Origin of the sequence: Peptoniphilus ovalis (assembly GCF_018919265.1) — a bacterium.
GTDB classification, from domain to species: Bacteria; Bacillota; Clostridia; order Tissierellales; family Peptoniphilaceae; genus Peptoniphilus_A; species Peptoniphilus_A ovalis.
Genome location: NZ_JAHLQO010000005.1, coordinates 206,001 through 222,556 on the forward strand (window position 1 = coordinate 206,001; position 16,556 = coordinate 222,556).

The 16,556-nt window shown below is 32.2% G+C and carries 17 protein-coding genes, 1 tRNA gene and 1 riboswitch; of the genes, 6 read left to right on the forward strand and 12 right to left on the reverse strand.

What is annotated here, in order from left to right; all coding sequences use genetic code 11:
- Window positions 1-42 precede the first annotated feature (42 nt).
- Window positions 43-155: riboswitch (FMN riboswitch) on the reverse strand.
- 53 nt (window positions 156-208) lie between these two features.
- On the reverse strand, window positions 209-1,585 hold the full coding sequence (locus KQI68_RS08525; RefSeq protein WP_216549713.1) for a L,D-transpeptidase family protein: 1,377 nt from the start codon (window positions 1,583-1,585) through the stop codon (window positions 209-211).
- 236 nt (window positions 1,586-1,821) lie between these two features.
- Here KQI68_RS08525 and KQI68_RS08530 point away from each other — a divergent pair.
- A tRNA-Leu gene (locus KQI68_RS08530) sits at window positions 1,822-1,905 on the forward strand.
- Between the two features lie 61 nt (window positions 1,906-1,966).
- On the opposite strand, the gene KQI68_RS08535 is transcribed toward KQI68_RS08530, so the two are convergent.
- Together KQI68_RS08535 and relB are read right to left on the reverse strand one after the other, a co-directional pair.
- On the reverse strand, window positions 1,967-2,233 hold the full coding sequence (locus KQI68_RS08535; RefSeq protein WP_216549714.1) for a type II toxin-antitoxin system RelE family toxin: 267 nt from the start codon (window positions 2,231-2,233) through the stop codon (window positions 1,967-1,969).
- The gene (gene relB / locus KQI68_RS08540) at window positions 2,223-2,444 is read right to left on the reverse strand and encodes a type II toxin-antitoxin system RelB family antitoxin (RefSeq protein WP_216549715.1); all 222 of its coding nucleotides are present in this window, start codon (window positions 2,442-2,444) and stop codon (window positions 2,223-2,225) included. The genes KQI68_RS08535 and relB overlap by 11 nt, the downstream gene beginning before the upstream one ends.
- Before the next feature lie 119 nt (window positions 2,445-2,563).
- On the opposite strand from relB, the gene KQI68_RS08545 reads away from it, so the two are divergent.
- Both KQI68_RS08545 and KQI68_RS08550 read left to right on the forward strand, forming a co-directional pair.
- Complete coding sequence (locus KQI68_RS08545; protein WP_216549716.1) at window positions 2,564-3,496, forward strand: L-lactate dehydrogenase; 933 nt, start codon at window positions 2,564-2,566, stop codon at window positions 3,494-3,496.
- 35 nt (window positions 3,497-3,531) lie between these two features.
- On the forward strand, window positions 3,532-3,915 hold the full coding sequence (locus KQI68_RS08550) for a zinc ribbon domain-containing protein (RefSeq protein ID WP_246541281.1): 384 nt from the start codon (window positions 3,532-3,534) through the stop codon (window positions 3,913-3,915).
- A 288-nt stretch (window positions 3,916-4,203) separates the two neighbouring features.
- On the opposite strand, the gene KQI68_RS08555 is transcribed toward KQI68_RS08550, so the two are convergent.
- Window positions 4,204-4,713 carry an adenine phosphoribosyltransferase gene (locus KQI68_RS08555; RefSeq protein ID WP_216549717.1) on the reverse strand — a complete coding sequence of 170 codons (510 nt, stop codon included), beginning with the start codon at window positions 4,711-4,713 and terminating at the stop codon, window positions 4,204-4,206.
- Between the two features lie 136 nt (window positions 4,714-4,849).
- On the opposite strand from KQI68_RS08555, the gene nhaC reads away from it, so the two are divergent.
- Together nhaC and KQI68_RS08565 are read left to right on the forward strand one after the other, a co-directional pair.
- Window positions 4,850-6,241 carry a Na+/H+ antiporter NhaC gene (nhaC, locus tag KQI68_RS08560; RefSeq protein ID WP_216549718.1) on the forward strand — a complete coding sequence of 464 codons (1,392 nt, stop codon included), beginning with the start codon at window positions 4,850-4,852 and terminating at the stop codon, window positions 6,239-6,241.
- A gap of 60 nt (window positions 6,242-6,301) precedes the next feature.
- Window positions 6,302-7,078 carry a formate/nitrite transporter family protein gene (locus tag KQI68_RS08565; RefSeq protein WP_216549719.1) on the forward strand — a complete coding sequence of 259 codons (777 nt, stop codon included), beginning with the start codon at window positions 6,302-6,304 and terminating at the stop codon, window positions 7,076-7,078.
- Between the two features lie 330 nt (window positions 7,079-7,408).
- Here the strand turns inward: KQI68_RS08565 and KQI68_RS08570 are convergent, their stop codons facing one another.
- The 8 genes from KQI68_RS08570 to KQI68_RS08605 all read right to left on the reverse strand — a co-directional run bounded on the left by KQI68_RS08570 (window position 7,409) and on the right by KQI68_RS08605 (window position 15,114).
- Complete coding sequence (locus KQI68_RS08570; RefSeq protein WP_216549720.1) at window positions 7,409-7,639, reverse strand: DUF951 domain-containing protein; 231 nt, start codon at window positions 7,637-7,639, stop codon at window positions 7,409-7,411.
- Window positions 7,639-8,508 carry a mechanosensitive ion channel family protein gene (locus tag KQI68_RS08575; RefSeq protein ID WP_216549721.1) on the reverse strand — a complete coding sequence of 290 codons (870 nt, stop codon included), beginning with the start codon at window positions 8,506-8,508 and terminating at the stop codon, window positions 7,639-7,641. Before KQI68_RS08575 ends, KQI68_RS08570 begins: the two co-directional genes overlap by 1 nt.
- Window position 8,509: 1 nt before the next feature.
- Window positions 8,510-9,631, reverse strand: coding sequence for a hypothetical protein (locus KQI68_RS08580; RefSeq protein ID WP_246541282.1), 1,122 nt, complete (start codon window positions 9,629-9,631; stop codon window positions 8,510-8,512).
- A 7-nt stretch (window positions 9,632-9,638) separates the two neighbouring features.
- Window positions 9,639-10,532: a DMT family transporter gene (locus KQI68_RS08585; protein ID WP_216549722.1), complete on the reverse strand. Its 894-nt coding sequence runs from the start codon at window positions 10,530-10,532 to the stop codon at window positions 9,639-9,641.
- A 62-nt stretch (window positions 10,533-10,594) separates the two neighbouring features.
- Entirely contained in the window at window positions 10,595-12,547 is a 1,953-nt protein-coding gene (gene tkt / locus KQI68_RS08590; protein WP_216549723.1) for a transketolase, read from the reverse strand.
- Between the two features lie 13 nt (window positions 12,548-12,560).
- A complete protein-coding gene (locus KQI68_RS08595) occupies window positions 12,561-13,313 on the reverse strand; it encodes a WecB/TagA/CpsF family glycosyltransferase (RefSeq protein ID WP_216549724.1) in 753 nt (250 codons plus the stop codon).
- A 130-nt stretch (window positions 13,314-13,443) separates the two neighbouring features.
- Entirely contained in the window at window positions 13,444-13,788 is a 345-nt protein-coding gene (locus KQI68_RS08600) for a type II toxin-antitoxin system PemK/MazF family toxin (protein WP_216549725.1), read from the reverse strand.
- Window positions 13,789-13,950: 162 nt separating this feature from the next.
- Complete coding sequence (locus KQI68_RS08605) at window positions 13,951-15,114, reverse strand: NAD(P)H-hydrate dehydratase (protein ID WP_216549726.1); 1,164 nt, start codon at window positions 15,112-15,114, stop codon at window positions 13,951-13,953.
- A 208-nt stretch (window positions 15,115-15,322) separates the two neighbouring features.
- On the opposite strand from KQI68_RS08605, the gene tyrS reads away from it, so the two are divergent.
- On the forward strand, window positions 15,323-16,549 hold the full coding sequence (tyrS, locus tag KQI68_RS08610) for a tyrosine--tRNA ligase (protein ID WP_216549727.1): 1,227 nt from the start codon (window positions 15,323-15,325) through the stop codon (window positions 16,547-16,549).
- The last annotated feature ends 7 nt before the right edge of the window (window positions 16,550-16,556 follow it).

The window sequence follows — 16,556 nt, forward strand, 5'->3', positions numbered from 1 at the left end:
TGTGGGCTTAAAAAAAGCCCCAGACCTTCGGGGCATGAAAGTTAAAATCATTCTCTCATCCAGACTATACTGTCGGTATTGGAATTTCACCAATTCGGCCTAGGCTCGCGGACTTTACCGCCGGTTGGGAATCACACCCTACCCTGAAGATTTAACATTTTTATTAAATTCTATATTCTTATTATACCACTTTGATATAATTTTTCAACTACACTTTTTGACGATTAGAATCGTAAACTACAACTGGCATTCCATTAAAGGTTTCAGCAAAAAGTCCAGGCATTACACTTGGTGGAATATTAATACAACCGTGGCTTCCTGAAGAAAGATATAAATTACCTCCAAAGTTTGAACGCCAAGTTGCATCATGAAGTCCAATTCCCTTCCAATTAATTGGCATCCAGTAATTAACCTTTGAGCGATAAGTTTCTCCAGTTAAATATCTGTCTTTCTCTCTTGACCAAATTCTGTCAGTTCCAGTTGGAGTTGCATTTCCTTTTCTTGGATTTCCAGTTACAATTGGAGTTGTAAGCTTTAGATTTCCATCTTTGTAATACCAAAGAGTTTGTCTTGCAAGGTCAACTTCAATGTATGTCTTTCCTATATCTCCACCTGCCCTAGCAAGTGCAGTTTGTCTATAAACTGGCTGGACAGATTCTGCTCCAGTATTAATTGCATTTATTAAAGCATCCTTGGTTTTTTCAACATCAGTTGACCAACCATAAATTCCACCATCTACCTTGACAGGACCAATTTCTGTTGCATTGAAAATTCTACTACCTCTATATGTGTCATAGGCTGATGATAAAGATTTTGCATATTCTAAAACTTTTGCATCATCTAAAACTAAATCTCCATTTTCAGATCTAGAATAAAGAGAAATAAGTCTTTGACCCGTTAATTCTTCCTTTAAATCCCCTAAATCTATTATAAGTTTTCTCTTGTGAATATCTTCAGTTGATTTAAGTTCGTGTTTTAAAACATCACTATTCGCTGTAATATTTGGAGCATAATATAAATTTTCATCTTTTAAACTCAGCTTTTCATCTTTTTCTGAAAAGTGATTTAAGACTGATCTTTTTAAGTCATCTCGCTTTACAATATTTCCAAAAACTTCATCTTGTATTTTGTATTTATCTTCATCTTGTGAATAAACAACTTGAGCATCAACTGATTCAACCTTTCCATTTTTTACAGAATTTAGATTGTTGATTTTATTTTCTAAAGCAACATGATCGTATTTTAAATCAGTGTCTATTTTAAATTCTTTATTAATCAGTGAAGAAATGGGCCAGTAAAATGGAGTTTGGCTTACGACATTTTCGCCAATATCTTCAATATAATTTATTTCTTTAGCTGAAATTTTTTCCACATTATCTTCTTTATCTACAACTTCTAAGACAAAATTTCTCGACAAATTATTGTAATTATCTTGAAACTCAGAAATTTTAGTAAGTCCAAAGTCATGACCATTTACAAAAGTTTTGGGCAAAAATCTGTCGTTGAAAAAATATAGCCCAGCAATATATATAAAAATTAAAAGTGCTAAAAATAATAAAGCAAATATTTTTAAAGTCTTTTTCATAATTCCTCCCGCTCTATTATTATACTCTATTGCGAAAATTTTTTAAGAGTTAATTGCAATTGTAAAATAAATTTAATTTAAAATAATAATTGACCTTAAATTTTTACATGGTATAATATTATTTACAATTAAATAAAAATAAAGACAGAAAAAATATATTTTTTACAAAAAATTTAAAATTTATATTGACAAAGTTTATAATTGGACGTATAATATATTTTGTTGTTAAACTTCATGCGGGAGTGGCGGAATTGGCAGACGCGCTAGACTTAGGATCTAGTTCCATTGGAGTGGGGGTTCAAGTCCTCTTTCCCGCACCATTTGCTCAGATATTTATCTGAGCTATTTTTTTGCATAAAAATAGAAGGCGGTATTGCCTTCTTATTTATAAATATCTCGTCTATGACCTAAATTTATAATTAAGATTATTAAATCATAATCTTTTATCTCACAGATTAATCTGTAATTACCAATTCTATATCTCCAAAGTCCCTTTTTATTTCCAACTAAAGCCTTGCCAATGGCTCTAGGATTTTCACAGCCTTCTAGATTATTTTCCAAATAACTAATTATCAATTTCTGTATTGGCCTATCTATTTTTTTAAAAATTTTATTTGCTTTATTGGAGAATTTAACTTTATAAGTCATACATTTTCTTCATTTCGTCTAGAGAAAAAGCTACAGGATCTTCTTCAAATTCTTTTAAACCCTCTTCAGCAAGTTTTAAATCAAATTCGTCTTCAATTTGTTCAGCAAGCGCCGTCTTAAAAAGTTCAGAAAGACCTTTTCCAGTTAATTTTGAATAAGCTTTAAAATACTCTTCTTCTTCTTTATTTAATCTCAAAGATACCATTGCCATAATATCACCTCTTGTAATACATTGTATCACTAAACTGTGATTTTTTAAATATAAATCTAAATATATTGCATTTTAGATTTTTTACGATTAAAATATATATATTTAAGGGAGGGAAAAATATGAAAATAGGAATAATCGGAGCAGGTGCCGTTGGAGAAATTGTTGCATACAATGCTTGTATGAGAGGGCTTGCTACAGACATTATAATCAATGACATCATTAAGGAAAAGGCAGAATCTCAAGCAATTGATTTAAACGATGCTAGAGCTTTTTATCCTAGAGATGTAAAAATAAGAAGTGGCGAATACGAAGACATGGGCGATAGAGATTTAATCGTCGTATGTATGGGTAAAATTTCTGAAAAAGACAGACTTGATGAACTTAAAGGAAACAAAGAAGCCGTTGAAGAATTTACTAGAAAAATTGTAGATGCAGGTTTTGATGGATTTTTCGTAGTTGTCACAAATCCAGTTGATATTATTACTTATGAAGTTTATAAAGTTTCAGGTTTTGCACCTAATAAGGTAATTGGATCAGGTACTGCTCTTGACAGTGCAAGACTTCAAGTAGTAATCGCTGATACTCTTAATATTTCACCAAAATCAGTTAATGCAACTGTTCTTGGCGAACATGGAGAAAGCCAATTTGTACCATGGTCTCAAGTTAAAATCGATTCTATGAATCTTGTGGAATATGAAAAATCTCATCCAGAAAAATTTGAAAACTTTGATAAAGACGAAGTAGAAGACAGAACTCGCCGTCGTGGTTGGGATATCTTTAAAGGCAAAGGCTCAACTCAATATGGAATTGGAAATACTGTAAACAATATTATCGCCGCTATTAAAAATGACGAAAGAATTATTTTAAAGGCTTCAGCCCTTTTAGATGGCGAATATGGTTTAGATGATTTATATATTTCTACTCCTATAATGATTGGTAAAAATGGTATTGAAGAAAAGTTTGAACTTGATTTGACAGATGACGAAATAGAAAGACTTAAGAAAACTGCTTCTGTAATTAAAGAATATATTGCTAAATTAGATTTAGATTAATTAGAAATGAGGAAGTTTTGAATTTCAAAAATCGTTTGGAAAATTTTATGCGTGGCAGATATGGCACAGACCAATTAAATCTCTTTATATTTATACTGATTTTAATAATAATTGTTGCCAATGCTATTTTAAAAAAACAAGTTTTAAATGGACTTAGCACAATTCTTATAATTTATGCATATTATAGAATTTTATCCAAAGATATAAATGCTAGGTATAATGAAAACAAAAAGTTTTTAGAAACTGTCTCGCCAATTTCTACTAAGATTAACTCTCGTAAAAAGAAATTTGAAAATAGAAAAGAATATAAATACATTAAATGTCCCAATTGCAAATTAGAAATGCGCGTGCCAAGAGGCAAGGGCAAATTAATTGTAAAATGCAAGAAGTGCAATGAAAAGTTTAATGTAAAAAGTTAAGGAGTGCATGATAGCACTCCTTTTTTGTTGCACTGACAACTTGCTGAGTTTGAATATAAAAATTGGGTCTGTTCCCTACTAGTTTTAGTTAAAGGACAGCCCCTTATATTTTTATTATATTTATTTTTTATAAAATTAATTTTATTCCTATACTTTTTGTTAAAGCCCTTTATAACACAAAGAGGCATTACAAGACGCCCCTAATGCCCCTCCAAATAAAAATAATATTTTCTTTTTTATAAAATTTTATTAATATAAATTTTTCTAAATTTTAGTAAAAATTAAAAATTAATATTTTAAAATAGTGTGAACATCAATACCTTTTAATTTATCTCTTCCATTTAAATCAACAAGCTCTACTAAAAACACAAGGCTTGATACTTCTCCGCCAAGTCTTTCTACAAGCTTTACTGCTGCTTCTGATGTGCCACCAGTTGCCAAAAGGTCATCAACTATTACAATCTTTTCGCCCTTTTCTATGGCATCTTCGTGAATTTCAATTGAATCTCTTCCGTATTCAAGTTCATAAAATTCACTAATTTTATCATGAGGAAGCTTTCCAGGTTTTCTAACTGGTACAAATCCCTTGCCTAATTTATAAGAAAGTGCTGATCCAAATATAAAACCTCTTGCTTCTATTCCTAAAATTTTATCTACATCTTTGTCAATTTTTGCAGCCATTTGGTCCACAGCTTCTCTAAAAGCTTCTGCATCTTTTAAAAGTGTAGTTATATCTCTAAATATTATCCCTTCTGCTGGATAATCTTCAATTGATCTAATTTTGTCTTTTAAATCCATTTTTCCCTCCAAAATCTATCTCTATTTCTAGTATACAACATTTTATTCTTCAGGGCTAAAAAACTTTTAATAAATTTGGTTTAGTGTTATAATAGGTTAAATTTATAGAAATCAGGTATGAGGGAAGGAAAACTTTATGCAGAAACATGAAAATGAAATTAGAAAAGCAAATTTAGGCGAGGCCTTTTTTACCTTTGCCGCACTTATTATAGTGATGTTTGTAAGTATTATAAAATACGAACAAAGTCCACACATTCCAATGTTAATTGGTGTACTTATAGTTTCACTCGTTGCTATAAAAATCGGTTACGATTGGGACTTTATAGAAAGAGCAATGATTAAGGGAATCTCCCAAGCCATGCAGTCAATTATAATTCTTGCAATAATTGGAGTTTTAATCGGCGTTTGGATTTTATCAGGCGTAGTTCCAACAATGATTTACTACGGACTTTTAATCTTAAGACCTTCAATATTTTTAGTTGCCACAGTTTTAATTACTTCAATAACCTCTCTTGCAACGGGAACAAGCTGGGGTACTGCTGGCACAATGGGAATTGCATTAATGGGAATCGCCCACGGTCTTGGAATACCTGCTCCTATTACTGCAGGTGCAGTTTTGTCTGGTGCGTATTTTGGCGACAAGATGAGTCCACTTTCTGATACCACAAATCTAGCACCTGCAATGGCTGGAACTGATGTATTCTCTCACATCAAAGCAATGCTTAAGCCAACAGTTCTTGCATACATCTTAACTCTTATAATCTTCGGAGTTTTGTCACTTAAATATACTGGAGCATCTGCTGATTTATCAAGCGTTGAAATAATAACAGAAGGGCTTAAAAATAATTTTAATATTTCTCCAATTCTTTTACTTGCACCAGTAGTCGTAATTCTTTCAATAGCAATGAAGATGCCAGCAGTTCCTGGAATTACGCTGGGAATTATAACAGCAGCAGTCCTTGGACCAATATTTCAAGGGGTTCACCTTGGAGATTTACTTGGAGCTTCACTTGAAGGATATGTTTCCACTACTGGAGTTGAAGCAGTTGACAAGCTTCTTACAGCAGGTGGACTTAACAGTATGATGTCTTCAATTTCTCTTACAATTATCGCCATGATGTTTGGTGGAGTTGCTGAAGAAATCGGGCTACTTGAAGTTATTGTAAAAAAATTCCTACACCATGTGAAATCATCTGTTGGAATTGTTGCATCGACTTTGATTACTTGTTTAGTTACAAATGCGACTATGCCTGAACAATATATTTCCATTGTGGTGCCTGGTAGAATGTTTAAAAATGAATACGAAGACAGAGGAATCGATCCAAATCTTCTATCCTCAACTCTTGAATCAGGAGGTACTGTAACTTCTGCAATGATACCTTGGAACACTTGCGGAACTTATATGACATCAGTCCTGGGAGTTGCCACAACTGCATATCTTCCATTTTTATTTTTCAACCTTTTAATGCCAGTTTGTCAACTACTTATTACTGCAATTGATTCGAAAAAATATAAACTTTCAAAATGAGATTTTGATTAAACTCCCCCATTTGATATAATGAAATTATTATATTGATTGGGGGATTTTATGTATATTGAAATTATTGAAGGAGTGTCTGCCTCGGCTAGAAAAAAGGGCTCCTACTTACACCATTCTGAAATGCAATATATACTTGCGGCAATTCTTGCCGGATTTTTTGTAGGAATTGGAACTCTTATGATGACTTTATCTAGCACGATTTTTTACAATGTTTCTGTTTCCTTTGTGCGTTTTATAAATGGAATGGTCTTTTCTCTAGGACTTACATTTGTAATTTTTGCAGGCGGAGAACTTTTCACTGGAAATGTATTGGTGTCATCTATTGGACTTTTAAATAAAATTTTATCCCTTGAAAAGTTTTTAAAAATATTAATTTATTCTTATGTTGGCAATTTCATAGGAGCAATTATACTTTCTTATTTTTTCTCAAAAACTCATCTCACAGATAATTATAGAGAAGCACTCTTTGCACTTGTGGATTCAAAAATTGGATATGATTTTATAACCCTAGTTTTTAAAGGAATTTTATGTAATATCTTAATTTGTATAGGAGTTGCAAGTTGTACAAGAAAAATATCTGATACAGCAAAGCTAATAATGATTTTTTGGGTAATCTTTGCCTTTGTAAGTTTAGGATTTGAACAAAGTATAGCAAATATGACACTTTTCTGTGTTGCAAAGTTCGTAGACCCAACACTTACAATAGCAGAAATTATGAAAAACTTGGTACCTGTTACAATTGGTAATTTTATAGGAGGAGGACTCCTCGCTTTAGTATATTATTTACTCGAGGACAAAAAATACAGAAATCAGCGAGAAAGCTAAAAAAAGTAGGCTTAAAACCTACTTTTTTGTTTTTCTATTCTTTTTAAAGCGTTGGCAAATTCATATAAAATGAACAAAAAAATAGGTCATGCGTAAAAAATTTTCAACTTGTTTGAGCGAGCGAAGCGAGTGAGTTTTGAAAATTTAGCATGACTTATTTTTTTGGACTTTCAGCGCGTTTGGGTGTTGAGGGGTGGCTTGGAGGGGAGAAGGACGATCGCAACGTCCTAACTCCCCTCCAAATAAAAATATTAAATTATAACTTAAAACAATTTTTTTGAAATAATAATTTTTATAAATTAATAAAAAGTTTCTTAAACTTTTAAAAGTTTACTCATCCTCTGTTGGTTTGTGATGATGGACAATACTAATAAACTTCTCTCCTTCTTGGATTTTTCGAACTCTTTTTTCAAAGTCCATTCTACTCATCCAAACTACTCTATCGCATCCTAAACATCTTAGTTTTATATCTGTTCCCTTTCTTGTGATTTCCCATTTATTTTCTCCACAAGGGTGACCTTTTTTTAAAGTTACTATATCTCCTAATTCATAAAATAACATTATTCTTCCACCTTTTTATATATTTCATTTTTAACTCTTGGAGTTTTTATGTTTTCTCCTTGAAGCGTTCTCAAAATATCTGATCTAATTGCATATTCTAAGTCGTACTGTTCGCCTTGTTTTGTATAATATACAAGAGTGAGCTTATAATAGTCTTTTTCATTTGCCACAACTCCCCAGAGGTCTGGCTTTGTAACAATTTCTTTTGCATCGTCATATTTTGAAATAGCTTCTCTAATTTTATCGCATACAAATTCAGGATCTTCAGAATTATCTATATAAAAATCAATTTTTGTTCTCACAGCAGCTCTTTCTTTGTTGGAAACTATTGAAATATTGCTGTTTGGAATTATATGAAGTATTCTTCCAAAGTCTCGAATTTTTGTGACCCTAAGTCCCAAATCTTCAACTCTTCCTTCAATTCCATTAACCTCAACTAAATCTCCCACAGAATATTGGTCCTCAAAAATTATAAAGAATCCATTGATTACATCTTTTACAAGGTTTTGAGCACCAACACCTATTGCCAGTGAAAATATACCAACTGTTGCAAGTAGCGGTGCAATGGAAATATTGAAAGCTCCCATAATTATTGTAACTCCAATAAACACTAGGGCAATTTTTAACATTCTCTTAATTAAAGTTGTGATTGTTACGATTCTATAATATGATCCCTTTGACTTCATCTTTTCTGAATTTAATTGTCTTTCAACAAATTTGTCAAATAGTTTAATTATTACAGCAATCGCAATAACTACAACTATTACAAGAACAATTCTCTCCCAAACTACAAGGCCGCTAAACTTCGACCTCAAGACCATATCCGCTTCATTTGCAACTTTGTCAGTATTATTCGTTATATTTCCCATTTCATCCCTCTTTGTAATTTGTATCTAGTTTGTTTTCATCTTCCTCTACTAAATTTGAATTTACAACGCTATATAAACTAAGCTCTCCATTTCTAAGAGCACCAATTGTAAGTCCATTTATCTGCATCTTGTCAAGAGAATAGCCAAGTCTTGCGTAGAATTCACCTTTGCTTCCTATTTCTCCTCCAACATCGCTTGGTCCGTAGACATAAATTGAACCAGAGACATTTTCCATTTTGTTTACATTTGCAGCAATTATTTTCTTTTCAGTTGGCTCTAGTTTAAAGTTGTATTTTGTAATTATTCCTGAATGAAGAATGTAAGTGTCCCTTCCATCTACTAAAATATCTGATACATTTGGAATTTTTTCCTTATAAACTTCATCTGATTCCAAAAATCTATATAAATTTTTATCAGTAAGTGCTAAAACAGAATTTCTACTTGTCTTTACATACATCAGTATCTCATGACTTAGGGATTTCGATTTTTTCTCGCCATTTTTCATTGAATAAAGTAGCGAAGCAAATCCACTTGTGTCCTCTTTTAACTCTGCAACTGCAAGGTTTTTATAATCCACTACATCATGAGTTAAAATTTTATTTCCAGTCTTATATATTTCTGTAAGAGTGGAGTCATTTCCCATTAAATAAAGATGTTCGTTTATTTCATCTCTTGTGTGGAAAATTATATTTGCATTTTCATAAGTGATGTTAAAAACTTCGTCCTTTACATCAATTTTAGAAAGCTCCTCGCCAAGCTCTGAATACATATGGACTTCGCCTAAGTCCTTGTCGTATAAAAAGGCATAATTATTTGCAAAAAATACTTCTATATTTTCGCTATCTCTTTGAACTTTATTTATTATATTTCCTTCTTTATCAGTTATATAAAGAACAGGATCTGCCCACACAAAAACAGATTTTGACGTTATGTTAAAATCTTTAATTGGCTCATTTGTGCTAACACCTTTAAGTCTTACAATTGTCCTCTCTTTTGAAAAGTTGTCTCTATTCGCAAGAATTACAACAAAAAATATCAAAAGCATTATGCCAATTAAAAGATAATTTCTCTTAATTTTCAACAATACCACTCCCAGATTTATTATATCATTTCTGCTTTTCATATTGACATTATTTTTTATTTAAAACAAGTGCACCTGAAAGTACAAAAGCCATAGCGATTATAATATTTATTGTAAGTTCTTCGCCTAAAATTATCACAGATAAAATCGTTCCAAAAATTGGTATGAAAAGTTTGTAAATTCCAAATTCTGAAGAGCTGTGATTTTGAAGTACTATTGTCCAAATACTAAAAGCTGTTGCTGATATAAATGAACCGTATAAAAGTAGTGTCAAAAATGCTGGATTTACATCTAGTGCTGAGTCTGTCATAAAAATTCCCAAAAAGATTAAGAAAAGTGATCCAATTATAAATTGTCCTGCATTTAATATAAAGGGATTTTGTCCTCTTGAGTATTTTCTTATAATAACTGAAGACAGTGCGTTAAACACAGTTGCTATAATAATAAAGCCTTCTCCAGTTAGCTTAAAATGAATTTCTCCACCTCTTAGGTTTAAAATTAAAACTCCTATAGTGCCTAGCACAAGTGCCAAAATCTTTTTCTTTGTCAGTTTTTCATCTTTTATAAATAATACAGAAATGATTACTACTATAAAGGCATTTGATGCTTGAATAACTGATGCCATAGTTCCCAAAGTGTTTGAAAGTCCAATATAATAAAACATATATTGAATTGCAGTTTGTGTTATTGCCAAAACAAATATTAATCTGTAGTTTATACTTTTTCCTTCAACTTTTTCGCCACTAAATAATTTAAAATAAATTAAAGTTATAATTCCTGCAATAAAAAATCTTATCCCAGCAACTAAAATTTTCCCGCCAGTGTCAGTTATATTTCCATAGACATAAATATTTTTAATCATTGGGATTGCAGAGCCCCATAAAAGCATTGCAAATAAACTAAAAATAATTGCCCATTTTTTATTTTTTAATAAATTTACCATTCAATCTCCCATTATTTCAAAAAAATAGGAAGAGAAAATCCCTTCCTAAATTAAAATTACTATTAAAATTCTTCTATTTTCTTTTTAATATTTTCAACTGTAAATCCAAATCTTTCAAAGACTTCTGCTCCCTTACCACTTGCTCCAAATCCATCAAGTGAAATTGTAAGTCCAGAAAGTCCAACGTATTTATGCCATCCAAAGGATGAAAGTGCTTCAATTGAAATTCTCTTAGTTATATTTTTAGGAAGTATTTCTTCTTTGTAATCAGAACTTTGTGCGTCAAATAATTCCATGGAAGGCATGGACACCACGCGAACTCCCTTCATGTCCTTTGCTGCCTCAACTGCAAGTGAAACTTCAGAACCTGTTGCAATTACAATTTTTTCAAGCTCTCCTTCTTCTTTTTTGATGATGTAAGCACCTCTCTTTAGTCCATCTTTAGATGAATTTTCAAGTTGTGGCAAGTTTTGTCTTGAAAGTGCAAGTACAACTGGAGTGCTCTTTGAGTTAAATGCAATATTAAGTGAAGCTGCAGTTTCGCATCCATCAGCTGGTCTAAGAACAATTACGCCTGGAATTGAACGAAGCATTGCTAAATGTTCAATTGGCTCATGTGTTGGCCCATCTTCTCCAACTCCAATTGAGTCATGTGTGAATATAAACACATTTGGAATATTCATTAGCGATGCAAGTCTAATAGTTGGCTTTAGATAATCACTGAATACTAAGAATGTTGCTGCATAAGTTTTAAGTCCACCATGAAGCAAAATTCCATTTGTGATTGCACCCATTGCATGTTCACGAACTCCAAAAGTTAGATTTCTTCCAGCTCTATTTTCAGTTGAGAAGTATTCTTCGCCTTTTAAAGTTGTCTTATTTGATGGACCCAAGTCAGCAGATCCGCCAAAAATAAGTTTATTGTCTTTAGCTAATTTATTTAAAACTTCTCCAGAAACAGATCTTGTAGCCATATCTTTTTCGAAGCTCTTGTAATAATCTTCTTCAAGAAGTTCAGTCTTTTCTGGATTTAGACTATTTATGAATTTTTCATATTCTTCTGGATATTTCTTGGCATATTCTTTTTCAATTTCTTTCTTTTGATTTGCCTTTTTAGTATTATCTTCGATTAATTTTTCGAAATACTCAGAAACTTCATCTGAAATATAAAAATCTTCATCTAGAACTTCGTAAAACTCTCTTGTCGCCTTTCTTCCTTCTGCACCAAGTGGTTCTCCGTGAGCCTTTGCAGTATCTTCTCTAGGTGAGCCAAAACCAATTTTTGTCTTGACTTCAATAATTGCTGGCTTGTCAGATTTTTTAGCCTCTTCAATTTTTGCATTTATATCATCAAGATTGTTTCCATCTTCAACTGTAAATACATCCCATCCAAGTGCCTTATATCTATCAAGCACATTTTCACTAAATGCTAAATCAGTTGAACCTTCAATGGAGATTCTATTTGAATCATAAAGTACAATTAATTTTTTAAGCTTTAAAGTACCCGCAAGTGATGATGCTTCATTGGAAATTCCTTCCATTAAACATCCATCTCCAACAATTGTGTAAGTATAGTGGTCAACTAATTTTAGGTCATCTTTGTTGTAAATACTAGCAAGTTTTTCTTCTGCCAAAGCCATACCAACAGCCATTGCAATTCCTTGACCAAGTGGTCCTGTTGTTGCTTCAACTCCTCTAGTGTGACCGTATTCTGGGTGACCTGGAGTCTTAGAATCAAGTTGTCTAAAATCCTTTAAATCATCTATTGTAAGTCCGTATCCAAATACATGAAGTAGAGAATATAAAAGTGCTGAACCATGGCCTGCAGATAAGATAAATCTATCTCTATTGTGCCAGTCCATGTCATGTGCATCTCTAATTATATGATTTTTAAAAAGTGCATAAGCCATAGGTGCTGCACCAAGCGGCAGACCTGGGTGACCAGAATTTGCACTTTCAATTTGATCTACTGATAACATTCTAATAGTATTAATTGCTTTATTATCGATGTTCAAAATTTCACTCCCCTTATTCAACTGAATTTTTATCTCTTAAAACCGCCAACAAAAACTTTGGCAAATCGATTTGTCTTTTTATTCTAGAAGGATTGCTGATAAGTCTATATAGCCATTCAAGACCAAGCTTAATAAATATGTCTGGTGCTCTGTTTGCCCTTCCAGAAAGAATATCTAAAACTCCACCATTTCCAATAATTACTTTTGCATTTATATCATCTTTGTGAAGATCTATCCATTTTTCCTGTCTTGGAAAACCAAAACCTACAAAGACAATATCTGCTCCTAGTTTATTTATATCGTCGATTATTTTTTCCTCTTCTCGAGAACTTTCTCCATCTAGTTTGGAATTAAAATAACCATTGTGATAACCAACAACATTTAAATTTTTATATTTCTCAGAGACATTTTGTGCAGCTTCTCTTGCCACGCCTTCCTTGCCTCCTAGAAAATATAAATTAAGTCCCATCTCATCTGCAAGCTCTAATAGCTTAATAGATGTGTCAAAACCCGTGACTCTTTCTTTAATTGGTTTATTTCTAATCTTTGATGCGTATACAAGACCAATTCCATCGCATAGCACTAAATCAGCTGAGTTAATTAAATTCTTTAAATTTTCATCTCTTTTTGCAGCCATTACAATCTCCGTGTTGGGAGTGTAGATTCTATTTAGCTTATCCGATTTTAGAAACTTTCGTAAAATTTCTTCATTTTCTTTTGCATCAATATTTTGGATTTCTACTCCGAAAATTTTTACTTTTTTCATAAATTATCTCCAGTCATAAGTTTATCACATAGAGTAAAACTATTCTATATTATAAAATAAAAATCACTTTTTGAAAATTTTCTAATCAAAAAGGACTACCCTTTGATAGTCCTTAAATATGTATTGTCCATTATTTCGTTCCCAAACTTACTTTTATAGCTTGCTCCACTTCTCGCATAACATCTTTGTCAAATCTGCCTATTTTTTCTCTCAACCTTTTCTTATCAATAGTTCTTAATTGTTCCAAAAGAATTACTGAATTCTTAGGAAGTGGCACCTCTGACGCTCTTACATTTACATGGGTTGGCAATTTGGCTTTATTTAGTTGTGAAGTTATTGCAGCAACTATTGTAGTCGGAGAATATTTATTACCTACATCGTTTTGGACAATGACGACAGGTCTTACTCCTCCCTGCTCAGATCCTATAACTGGAGACAAATCTGCATAGAAGATATCTCCTCTTTTAATCATCATTATTATCACCCTTAAAGGTCAAAGAAAACCCCTTTTATTATACTTCTATTTTATAGCGTTGTCAAAGTATACTATAAATATGTATTAACCAATCTTTTAATTATTTTAACACATTTAAATTAAAATATTATTAAATTCACGTAAAATATTTACCCCTTAAGTTTAATATGATTCAAAAAAATGAAAAACCTCGTCAAGGTTTTCAATTAAATCTCTCGCTCTAAGAGATGTTTTAGAATTTTTATCTGCAAAAACATCACCTGAAAGTCCGTGAACATAAACTCCAAGCCTAGCTGCATCAAAGAGATTATATCTTTTCATTAAGCTTGCTATAATTCCTGTTAGCACATCGCCTGAGCCTGCAGTTGCCATACCAGAGTTTGCCGTGTGATTAATATAAACTTCATCTCCATTAGTCACAATTGTTTTATTGCCCTTTAATACCAGAATCACTTTATATTTTTTTGCAAATTCTTTTGCAAGTTCTTCTCTATTATTTTTTATTTCATTGATGCTTTTTCCAGTGAGTCTACTAAATTCTCCCTCATGCGGAGTAAGTATAGTAGAAAATTCTCGCCTTGCTTTTAAGCTTTCCATGGACTTTGAAAGATGAGTTAAGCCATCTGCATCGATTAATAAATTTTTATCAGTCTTTACAATATTAGAAAAAGTCTTCTTGCCATATTCACCAAGTCCCATGCCAGGACCCATTGCAATAACATTGATTGCCTCTAAAAATTTATTTAACTCATCTATATCATCAAAAGATTTAGCAATTGGCTCAATATATTTTATGCTAATTATATCAAGAATTTCTCTTGGCACAATATTATATACAAGCCCTGCTCCTGCCTTTAAAGCTGCGTTTGAAGAAAGATAAGCTGATCCTGTCATGCCAATGCTTCCAGCGATAATTGCAATCTTTCCATAATCTCCCTTATGTGAGTCATTAGGCCTTTTTATCCACATGTTTTTAAAAATTTCTTCTATTGTATAAGTTTTCTTAGAAAATTTTGCAATTGCCACTGCATTATCTCTCTCATGACTTATTGAAAGGTCAAAAACTTTTCCATTAACCTCTGCATAAGGAGAGCCTTCATCATAAATAAGTTTAATGTCTTGAAAAGAAATATCTCCAATTCCAGTACCCATTGCCTTTGACACAGCTTCCTTTGCAGCAAACATCCCAGCAATTCTCTCGTAGGGATTTTTTCTCTCTTTAATTCTTTTTATTTCATCTTCTGAAAATACTTTTTCTAAGAATTTTTCATGTTTATGTACAATTTCTTCAATTCTTTTAACATTTACAATATCTATTCCTATCAAGGTAGCCTCCATTTGACTTTTTCATTGTTTTCGTTTATTATATCATAAATAGTATGAATATTTAGACTTTGAAGATATACAGTAGGGGCAACCTGAATTACAATATTGGAGTCTTTTAGATTAAACAAGGCCTTGGCGAAGAAAGGTGGTACCACGAATGCGTCCTTTCAAAACCCCAGGTCTTTTTTTATTTTTTTGAGGAGGAATTATGGAAAATGTATTTGACGTGCTAACTGAGAGGGGCTACCTTGATCAGTGCACTTATGAAGATGAATTAAAAGAATTACTTGGAAATGAAAAAGTTCCTTTCTACATTGGATTTGATGCCACAGCGGATTCATTAACTCTTGGACATTTCTTACAAATTAGAGTTATGCAACATATGCAAAAGCATGGCCACATTCCAGTTGCACTACTTGGTGGCGGAACAACTACTATTGGTGACCCATCAGGCAAGAGCGACATGAGAACATTAATGGATAGAGAAACTATTGACTACAATGCAAACAGATTTAAAGAGCAAATTTCAAAGTTTATAGATTTCTCTGATGGCAAGGGATATATTGAAAATAATGCTGATTGGCTTACTAAACTAAATTTCTTAGACTTTGTAAGAGATATTGGTATTCACTTCTCTGTAAATAGAATGCTTACATTTGATTGCTACAAAAACAGAATGGAAGAAGGACTTACTTTCTTTGAATTCTCATACATGTTGATGCAATCTTACGACTTCTTATACCTATACAGAAAACATGGAGTTAAGCTTCAAGTTGGTGGATCTGACCAATGGTCCAATATGCTTGGCGGATATGAACTTGTTAGAAAAATCGAACAAGACAAAGTATATGCAATGACATTTAAACTTTTAATCACTGCAGCAGGAATTAAAATGGGTAAAACAATGGCTGGAGCAATTTGGCTTGACCCTAAGAAGACAACTCCATATGAAATGTTCCAATACCTAAGAAATTCAGATGACAGAGATGTAATTAAATTTATGAAACTTCTTACAATGCTTCCAATGAAAGAAATTGCTAAATACGAAAAACTTGAAGGATCAGAAATCAACAAGGCAAAAGAAGTACTTGCTTACGAAGTTGTTAAAGATATTCACGGCAAAGAAGCTGCAGACTCTGCACTTGAAGCATCTCATTCACTTTTTGGTGGAGATAAAGATTCTAAAGACATTCCTTCAACTGAAATGGAAAAATCTAAATTTGAAGAGCCAGTTGGAATTTTAAATCTAATGTCTGAACTTGGACTAATCGAGTCAAATTCAGAAGGCAGAAGACTTATTAAACAAGGTGGAGTTAGCCTTGATGATGAAAAAGTTACTGATCCATCATTAGAAATTACAGCAGATGATTTTAAAGATGGTGAAATTATTATTAAAAAGGGTAAAAAAGTATATCATAAAGTAATTTTAAAGTGAGGCATAT